This window comes from Chitinophaga sp., from assembly GCF_035564935.1.
Lineage (GTDB): Bacteria > Bacteroidota > Bacteroidia > Chitinophagales > Chitinophagaceae > Chitinophaga.
Window position 1 is genome coordinate 1 of the sequence record NZ_DATMTE010000771.1, and the last position, 9,172, is coordinate 9,172.

Annotated in this window: 6 protein-coding genes; 4 read left to right on the forward strand and 2 right to left on the reverse strand. The window is 46.4% G+C overall.

The annotated features are described in order from the left end of the window. Nucleotides 1-41: 41 nt before the first annotated feature. Both VN105_RS19965 and VN105_RS19970 read right to left on the reverse strand, forming a co-directional pair. On the reverse strand, nt 42-1,022 hold the full coding sequence (locus tag VN105_RS19965; protein ID WP_325643482.1) for a zinc dependent phospholipase C family protein: 981 nt from the start codon (nt 1,020-1,022) through the stop codon (nt 42-44). Nucleotides 1,023-1,133: 111 nt separating this feature from the next. Then, the gene (locus VN105_RS19970) at nt 1,134-1,742 is read right to left on the reverse strand and encodes a DUF502 domain-containing protein (RefSeq protein ID WP_325643484.1); all 609 of its coding nucleotides are present in this window, start codon (nt 1,740-1,742) and stop codon (nt 1,134-1,136) included. A 165-nt stretch (nt 1,743-1,907) separates the two neighbouring features. Between VN105_RS19970 and VN105_RS19975 the strand changes: the two genes are divergently transcribed. From VN105_RS19975 to VN105_RS19990, 4 genes are read left to right on the forward strand one after another with little or no spacing between them, the layout of a single operon-like run. Continuing rightward, a complete protein-coding gene (locus tag VN105_RS19975) occupies nt 1,908-2,519 on the forward strand; it encodes a TetR/AcrR family transcriptional regulator (protein ID WP_325643486.1) in 612 nt (203 codons plus the stop codon). A 4-nt stretch (nt 2,520-2,523) separates the two neighbouring features. Continuing rightward, the gene (locus tag VN105_RS19980; RefSeq protein ID WP_325643487.1) at nt 2,524-3,882 is read left to right on the forward strand and encodes a TolC family protein; all 1,359 of its coding nucleotides are present in this window, start codon (nt 2,524-2,526) and stop codon (nt 3,880-3,882) included. A 36-nt stretch (nt 3,883-3,918) separates the two neighbouring features. Further along, nucleotides 3,919-5,040, forward strand: coding sequence for an efflux RND transporter periplasmic adaptor subunit (locus tag VN105_RS19985; protein WP_325643489.1), 1,122 nt, complete (start codon nt 3,919-3,921; stop codon nt 5,038-5,040). Between the two features lie 29 nt (nt 5,041-5,069). Next, nucleotides 5,070-8,627, forward strand: a complete 3,558-nt coding sequence (locus VN105_RS19990) for an efflux RND transporter permease subunit (protein WP_325643491.1) — start codon at nt 5,070-5,072, stop codon at nt 8,625-8,627. Nucleotides 8,628-9,172: the final 545 nt, after the last annotated feature.

The window sequence follows — 9,172 nt, forward strand, 5'->3', positions numbered from 1 at the left end:
TTTTCTAATTATTAAGTAATACCATAAATATTTTAACCGGGCTACTCTTCTCTCACTGGCAGCTTACCTTCCAGCCATTGGCGCTGCAGCTGTTCCATTTCCTGCAGTTCCTCCGGGGTAAGGGCGGTATGGGTCAGCTCCTGCAAAGAGGGCTGCCCCGCATTTACCCAGGCAGTATACCAGGCAGCTGCAACAGCCGATATCGCATTTTTCATCCTTCGTTCTACCATGTTGCCCATGGAAAGCGCGTATGCTTTCGTATAGTCTTCTGCGTAAGTACGAATTAATACCCCATTCCGGTTTTCATATCCATAACGCCTCCCGGGCGGAAACTGTTTGCTTAACCGCTTTTCGTAGGCCAGTACTGTATCTGCGGCCATTCCGCTTACCGTGATGATGTCCCATATATATTTCCTCGGTTCGGATATATACACTGCTTTTCCTGCCCAGTAATCGAAGGTCTGGTCTGCCAGCAACTCCGGGATGCGCGACTCCCAGAGGCCATGGATGCCCTGCTGGCCGGTAAACTGGCCGTTATGATTGGAACAAACATGCAGGGGTACATGCGCATCCGCAATGTAATGGCCCAGTTCAGCGGAAAGCCGCAGGATGCGCTGCTGGTCTTTTTCCCGGAAGGCGGCAGTGAGCATGGCCAGCATCTTTTCAAGATGCCATGGCAAAATGCCGTTCCTGTTGAGGGAATCGGCACCGTACTTTGCTACCGCGCCGGCCCAGTTGCGGGGGATCTGCGTATAGGGCGGCCGGTCGAACAGGTCGATGTCGATATAATGCCGGGCGCCCTCTGCCGCTACAGCATAACGACGCTTGTCCGGATCGGTGGCATGTACCGTGATATACTCCAGGTTCGGTTTATAGAGGATCATCATTTCAGGCGGCAGGCAAAATACAGCCAGCCGGTTGATACGCTGATGCGCAAAAAAGCCCCATGCATGAACATTTACACAGGAGAACAGGATCACTGAAATGAACGCGGGAATCCGCAGGCAGGTGTGGGTTAACATGTCATTATAATTTTTTGGGAAGACGAATATAGCGAAAAAAAGAATGCTGATATTTTATCTCCAGGGATAAAAAAATATCAGCATTGTTATTTTAAAACACCTGTAACCGGATCATATATTGGTAACCCCACCGCTTACAGCAAACTTCATGGCTTCGCCGGCAGAAATATCCGTAAGCGGTTTAACCCGCTCCTTGGGCACCATAAACACCTTACCGGTAATAGCATAGGCGTGCGGCACATATACGGCCATGTATCCCTCCAGGCCCAGGTTGCTCAGATCTGTTTGTGTAATGAACCCCATCTCCCATACATCTATCCCGTAAATCTGCACCAGCACCGGGTGATCAAATTTTTTCTTCTCACCTACAAACGCATCAAAAACATCTTTGATAGAAGTATAAATGTATTTGATAAAAGGTGTGCGTTCCAGGAGATGATCAAACAGATCAAAGATACGCCCTATGATAAAGGAAGAACTCAGGTAACCTACGGCAATGATCAGCAGCAGCACCAGCGCAAATCCTACTCCCTTATACTTCAGGAAATTGAATGACGCATCTTCCGGGATCAGTTCTTTCGGAATAATATTATCTATAGTAATAAACGCCCAGTACAAGGTAAGCGCTGTAATACCAATGGGCGCCAGTATGAGCAGTCCCTGAAAGAAGTAACGCAGCAATCTTGATGCAAATACTTTTAATCTAAGCTTTGGCGACATGGTTTGTGATTAGGGCTGCAAATTAGACAATAAACCTTAAAGGAGGAAGTAAGGGCCGTTAATTGAATGTTGCCACATTTAAAAAAATAATACTGGAAACTTTGGAAGTTTGGAAAGTTTCCATAGTTTTGTCCTGCATTACTACTGGGTTAACGCCGCAAACTTATGGAAGTACAGGAACGCATTATGGACACGGCTTTCAGCCTATTCCGTCAGTTTGGTACCCGCTCCATTACAATGGATGACATTGCTGAGAGGATGGGTATCTCGAAGAAAACGCTTTACGCTCACTTCACTGATAAGGACGATATGGTTTGTCAGACCATCGCCCGGTTCATAAATATCGTTACGGAAGATTGTATTGAAGACCGGAAAAAATCGAAAGATGCCATTGATGAATTATTCCTGGTAATGGACATGCTGGACCGCCGCCTGCGCAATATGAACCCGGTCATTATCCTGGATCTGCAGAAATTTCATTCCAAAGCCTACCAGCTGTTCCTCGACTACCGGAATAATACCCTGGCCACCATGATCCGCGAAAACATGGAAAGAGGGATCAGCGAAGAAGTGTACCGGCCCGACATCGACATTAAGATATTAACGCAGTACCGCATTTATGGATGTATGATCTGTTTTCAACCGGAAGTATTCCCTGGCGCCAATGATATGAACAAAGTGCAGAAAGTGTTGCTGGAGAATTTTTTATATGGGGTGGCATCTGTAAAAGGATACCGGCTTATTGAAGAATATAAACAACTATCGCAAAATAAATAACACTATGCTATCAATCAAAAGGCTCACCAGTATGGCTTTTATGGTGTGGTTGCTGTTACTGGCCACTATAGCCGGCGCCCAGCAGCAGGTTTCGCCAGAACCCATCCGTTTGTCTGCCAAGGAAGCGGTCGACTTTGCCCTGGCCAATCAGAGCACAGTAAAAACCGCTAAACTGGACGAACTCATCCAGCTGGCGAAAAACAAGGAGGTTAGCGGCCTGGCACTACCCAACATCGCCGGTACCGGTTCCTACCAGTACAACCCGATCACCCAGAAACAAATGTTTAACATGAGGAACTTTGGTTTACCCAAAGACTCCTTTACGGTTGTTTCTTTCCAGTTGCCGCATAATCTGCTCGGCGAAGTAAAACTTACACAGGTGCTCTTCGACCCAAGCGTGTTGGTGGCATTGCAGGCGCGCAAAACCCTGGAAGACCTGGTATCCCAACAAGTGCAGAAAGCGGAAATAGACGTGAAATCCAGTGTGTACAAAGCCTATTACAATGTACTGTCTGCAGACAAAGCGCTCCAGATCCTTACCGAAAACATCACTTCCCTGGAAAGGATACTCAGCGAAACCAAAGAGATCTATAAAAACGGGCTCGCGGAAAAACTGGATGTAGACCGGCTGGTGGTGCAATACACCAACCTGCAAACAGAACAAACAAAACTCCGTAACCTGATTGAACTTGGTATCGCGTCACTCAAATACCAGATGGGTATGCCGTTGAAACAACAGATAACGTTAACGGATACACTCTCTACTGAAAAGATCGTGGCAGATGTACTGGATATGGATAAATTCGACTACTCACAACGTATCGAATACCAGTTGCTGCAATCGCAAAAGAAAGCAAATGAATATGACCTGAAAAGATATAAGCTGAAAGGTTTGCCTTCCCTGCAGTTGTTCGGTTCCACCGGCGCACTCAGGGGAAGCGATAAGTTTGATTACTTCCAGAACCAGATGTGGTATGGCTATGTAAACACAGGGCTGAACCTCTCTGTTCCCATCTTTACAGGGATGCAACGCAAACGGCAGGTAGACCAGGCATGGCTGGCAGTAAAGAAAAGTGAAGTAGCCATTGAAAACGCCAAACTGGGTATAGACCTTGAAAGGGAACAATCGTATTCCACTTTTAAGAACAACGTGCTCACGCTGGAAGCGCAGGAGAAAAACATGGAACTGGCACAGGACGTATATCACACTACCCAGATCAAATACAGGGAGGGCGTAGGTTCCAGCCTGGAAATGACCACTGCTGAAAACGATTTGCTCACTGCACAGAATAATTATTTCACTGCATTGTTTAACGCTATCGTAGCTAAAGTAGACCTGCTGAAATCATACGGCAAATTATAAGCTTCATTATTTCTATCACCATTCACTACTAACTATATGACCAAAAAATATGCTTTCCTGATCCCTGCTATCACACTGGTGCTCGCTGCCTGCGGTGGTGGAGGAAATAAATCCGAACAGCTGGAGAAGCTCAAACAGGAGAAAGTAAAATATAATGAAGAGATCGATAAAAAAATAGCAGCACTGGAAAAAGAAGTAGGTGTAAAAGATACGCTGCAGAAGATGAAAGACGTAACAGTAACCGCCATTACGGATACTATATTTCAACACTATATAGATGTGCAGGGAAGTGTAGACGCCCGCGAAAATGTAAACGTTTCCGCCCGCGTACCGGGAATCATTACCAGTATCCTGGTGAGAGAAGGACAAGCTGTGAAACAGGGACAAACCCTGGCCCAGGTAGACGACCAGGTACTAAGAGCCAACATGGCTGAACTGCGTACCCAGCTTGAACTGGCTAACACGCTGTTTGAAAAACAGAAAAACCTGTGGTCACAGAAAATCGGTTCTGAAGTACAATATCTCAACGCAAAGAACCAGAAAGAAAGCCTGGAAAAAAAGATGGCTACCCTGCAGGATCAACAGGCGCAAACCCGCATTATTGCTCCTATCAGCGGTACGGTAGATGCAGTGATCGCTAAAGTGGGAGACAATGCCGCTCCCGGCGCACCAGCCTTCCGCGTGGTAAACGCCAACAACCTGAAGGTAACCGCCAACGTTGCAGAAGCCTATGCAGGTTTGCTGAAATCAGGCGATGATGTGATCCTGTCTTTCCCGGATATTAACCGCGAAATACGCAGTACTATTGGTTTTGCATCCAGGACCATTGATCCGCTGAGCCGCACTATCAAAATTGAAGTGCCGCTGAAACCGGATGCCGGCCTGCGTCCTAACATGATTGCACGTATCAGGATCGTGGACTATACCGCTAAAAATGCAGTGGTGATCCCGGTAGGCGTGATCCAGTATACTTCAGGAAAACCTTACGTAATGGTAGCGCAAAACGCTAACGGCAAAATGGTGGCACAGCGCAAAACAATAGATCTGGGCCGTACATACAACGATAAGGCAGAAATAAAGAGTGGCCTGGCATCAGGTGATAAAGTGATCACTACCGGTTTTCAGGGGTTGAATGACAACGACCTGATTAAATTATAAAGCTGATTCAAACAGCCAAAACCAAGCGTATGCAAGATAATCTCCATAAAGAATTTAAGCCTACCAGCTGGTCCATTGATAATAAGGTGAGCGTATACGTGGCTACCATTATTATTGCATTGGCAGGTATACTTTCTTATATCAACCTGCCGAAGGAACAGTTTCCGGAAGTGGTGTTCCCGCAGTTCTATATCAATACCATCAACGCCGGTACTTCCCCGGAAGATATGGAAACAACGGTCACCAAACCGATAGAAAAACAACTGAACGGTATTTCCGGCGTGAAGAAGATCAAGAGTACTTCCATGCAGGATTTTTCTGCCATCACTATTGAATTCAATGCCAATGAAGACATTGAAGCCGCCCGTCAGCAGGTCCGTGAAAAAGTGGATGATGCAAAGAAGGATCTGCCGCAGGACCTCACCCAGGAGCCACAGATCGTGAAGATAGATGTGTCGCAGATCCCTATTATGAACGTGAACCTCTCCGGTGATTTTGACCTGCAAACCCTGAAGAAGTATGCAGATGACATGAAAGACCGTATTGAGGCGCTGAATGAAATTACCCGTGTAGATCTGGTGGGAGAACTGGAACGTGAGATCCAGATCAACGTGGATAAATACAAGATGGATGCAGCCAGGATCAGCTTCGATGATATCATCGGCGCTATCCAGGGAGAGAATATCACTATCTCCGGCGGTCTTGTAGCCATGGATGGGCAGAAGCGCACCCTCAGCGTAAAAGGGGAATATAAGGATCCGGCAAGGATAGGAAATATCATTGTACGCGGACAATCCGGTGCAACGGTTTACCTGAAAGATATTGCCAACGTGGTAGACGGCTTCCTGGAGCAGGAAAGCTATGCGCGGTTGGGCGGTAAAAATGTGATCACACTGAACGTTATCAAGCAGAGTGGTAAAAACCTGATCGATGCGTCTGATAAGATCCAGGCCATTACAAAGGATATGACGGAAAATTATTTCCCGAAAGGCCTGGATGTAACCATCACGGCCGACCAGTCGAAATCCACGCGTGTAACCCTGCATGACCTGATCAACACCATTATCATCGGCTTCCTGCTGGTAACTGTTATCCTTATGTTCTTCATGGGAGCAGTGAATGCAATCTTCGTGGCTTTGTCTGTACCTATTTCCATGTTCATCGCATTTTTGCTGATGCCCATGTATGGGTTTACGTTAAACATGATGGTGCTGTTCTCCTTCCTGCTGGCATTGGGTATTGTGGTAGATGATGCCATTGTGGTGATAGAAAACGTACACCGTATCTATAATCAGCGAAAGGACCTGGGCATTGTGAAGGCGGCTAAAATAGCCGCGGGGGAAGTGTTCCTGCCGGTATTTTCCGGTACGCTTACGGTATTGGCGCCGTTTGTACCGTTGTTGTTCTGGCCTGGTGTGATCGGTAAATTTATGTTTTACCTGCCGGTTACACTGATCACTACGCTGGGCGCTTCCCTGGTGGTGGCCTACATTATTAACCCTGTGTTTGCGGTAGATTTCATGGACAGGCACGAAGGTGAGAATCATCCAAAGCCTAAGTTTGATAAGAAGTTCACTATCCTTTCCGGCGTATTTGCCCTTATTGCCCTGATTGGTTATGCCAATGGCAGTGTGGGAGTGGGTAATTTTGTAGTATTTCTTTACCTGATGATCGTACTGGAACGTTTCTGGTTAGGTAGTGTGGCACGCCGCTTCCAGCATGGGTTCTGGCCTAAGGTGCAGGAGCGTTATAAACGCATATTACAATGGTGTTTGCTTGGATGGCGCCCGGTATGGATCGTTGTGGCCACATTCGGATTGCTGATCTTCAGTATCATGTTAACGGCTATACGAAATCCACGGGTGGTATTCTTCCCGCAGGCAGATCCCAATTTCATTTATACTTATATAGAACTGCCTAACGGTACCGACCAGAAGTATACCGATTCTATTACCAACCTGGTGGAAAAACGTATTACAAAGGTAGTGGGAGATAAGAACCCGATCGTAGAGTCTATTATCTCCAATGTGGCCAAAGGCGCAGGCGATCCATCGCAGATGGATCTCAGCGTGCAGCCGCAGAAAGGAAAGGTGACGGTGGCCTTCGTAGAGTTTGGTGCAAGGAACGGGCAGTCGACCGTACAATATCTCGATAAAATCCGCGAAGCGGTAAAAGGTATCCCGGGTACAAATATTACAGTAGAGCAGGAACAGGGTGGTCCGCCAACCGGTAAGCCAATTAACATTGAAATATCAGGCGACAACTTTGATGAACTTACGAGCTCGTCGTTCAGGCTTAAACGTTACCTCGATTCATTGCAGATTGCCGGCGTAGAAGAGCTGAAAAGTGATTTCGAGGACAATAAGCCGGAAATAGTAGTGAATATTGACCGCGAAAGGGCAAATGCGGAAGGTATTTCCACCCGCCAGATAGGTATGGCGCTCCGTACGGCGCTGTTTGGATTTGAAGCCTCCAAGATCCGCGATGCAAAGGATGAGTATAAGATAATGGTGAGATTGAATGAAGATCAGCGGAATAATATCAATAACCTGATGAACCTCAACCTGGTATACCGGGATATGAATATGGGCGGTGCAATAAGGCAGGTACCATTGTCGGCCGTAGCGGATATCCACTATTCCAACACCTATGCAGGTATCCGGCGTATTGACCAGAAGCGTGTAATTACCCTGTATTCCAACATCTTAACCGGTGCGAATGCCAACGAGGTGGTACAGCATATTGAAACATCGCTGAAGGATTTCACGCATCCGAACTCCGTAACCATAAAGATGACCGGTGAGCAGGAAGACCAGCAGGAAACCATGAACTTCCTCATGATGGCGATGCTGGGTGCATTTGGGCTGATCCTGATGATTATGGTGACACAGTTCAACTCCATTGGCCGTCCGATGATCATCTTTATGGAGATCCTGTTCAGTATTATAGGTGTGTTCCTGGGCTTTTCCATCTTCAAAATGGATATCTCCATTGTAATGACGGGTGTGGGTATTATGGCGCTGGCGGGTATCGTGGTACGTAATGGTATAGTACTGGTAGAGTTTACGGATCTGCTGATCCAGCAGAACACGCCGGTATATGAAGCGGTGGTGGAAGCAGGTCGTACCCGTATGACCCCGGTAATATTAACCGCCATTGCTGCTATCCTGGGGCTGATCCCGCTGGCGGTGGGCTTTAATATTGATTTTGCTGCTTTGTTCAGTGAGTTTAAGCCGCATATCTTCTTTGGCGGGGATAACGTGGCCTTCTGGGGCCCGCTGGCCTGGACAATGGTATACGGGCTGATTTTCGCCACGTTCCTGACCCTGGTGCTGGTGCCGGTGATGTATGCCATGAACAAGCGCTCCATCGATGTGCTGGACAGATTTAACATGCCGCGTTGGCTGAAATATGTGCCTTTCCTGGTGCTGATCATCAAGGTGGTGTTCCTGAAGCGGGACGAGGTGAAGAAAATGCATGACCCGAAATATATGTCGCCCAAGCCATATAATTTCTTCCCGGTGCCAGAAGCAGAAGAGGAACCGGTATTAGGGAAGAAGAAGGTAGAGGGTATTTCCGTTAATTAAGTTTTTTTCAATACAGTGTAACAGTTGTAGGTTAACAGTCTCCGTCCCGATTCTTCGGGACGGATTTTTTTTGTATATTACACCCGGAAAAGAGTTTTTTTCTTTCATTAACAAATTTTAACATTTGGAATGAGTGGCATTTGAAAAGCCTTTATTACTTTTGACCCCTCAGACAGTTGTTGACACGTTACTAGCCATATACAGCCTTAGCCTTATATGCCATATGATAAAGTAAGAGAGAATATAATATAAAACTAAGACGCCTGTTTTGAACAGTTAGGCCATTTAGCCTGTAATAATGTAATAATCAGTATAAGCAGAGAAATAAGATAATCAGCACAGCTTTCTTGACAACAGCAGCACCGCCATTAAAAGAATAGTAATAGGGCGTAAGATTGGAAGACCATGGAGTATGTAGCATCATTAGCATTTGCTAAAGAGAAGGACCAACAGGATCCCTTAAATAAATTCAGAGAACAGTTTTATTTTCCACAACGTAACGGAAAGGATGCTATTTATTTATGTGGTAACTCGCTCGGACTACA

Bases quoted from the DNA above. Each gene is read 5' to 3' on its own strand.
- VN105_RS19990 (WP_325643491.1), top strand. From the start codon at position 5,070: ATGCAAGATAATCTCCATAAAGAATTTAAGCCTACCAGCTGGTCCATT.
- VN105_RS19965 (WP_325643482.1), bottom strand. From the start codon at position 1,022: ATGTTAACCCACACCTGCCTGCGGATTCCCGCGTTCATTTCAGTGATC.
- VN105_RS19980 (WP_325643487.1), top strand. From the start codon at position 2,524: ATGCTATCAATCAAAAGGCTCACCAGTATGGCTTTTATGGTGTGGTTG.
- VN105_RS19970 (WP_325643484.1), bottom strand. From the start codon at position 1,742: ATGTCGCCAAAGCTTAGATTAAAAGTATTTGCATCAAGATTGCTGCGT.
- VN105_RS19985 (WP_325643489.1), top strand. From the start codon at position 3,919: ATGACCAAAAAATATGCTTTCCTGATCCCTGCTATCACACTGGTGCTC.
- VN105_RS19975 (WP_325643486.1), top strand. From the start codon at position 1,908: ATGGAAGTACAGGAACGCATTATGGACACGGCTTTCAGCCTATTCCGT.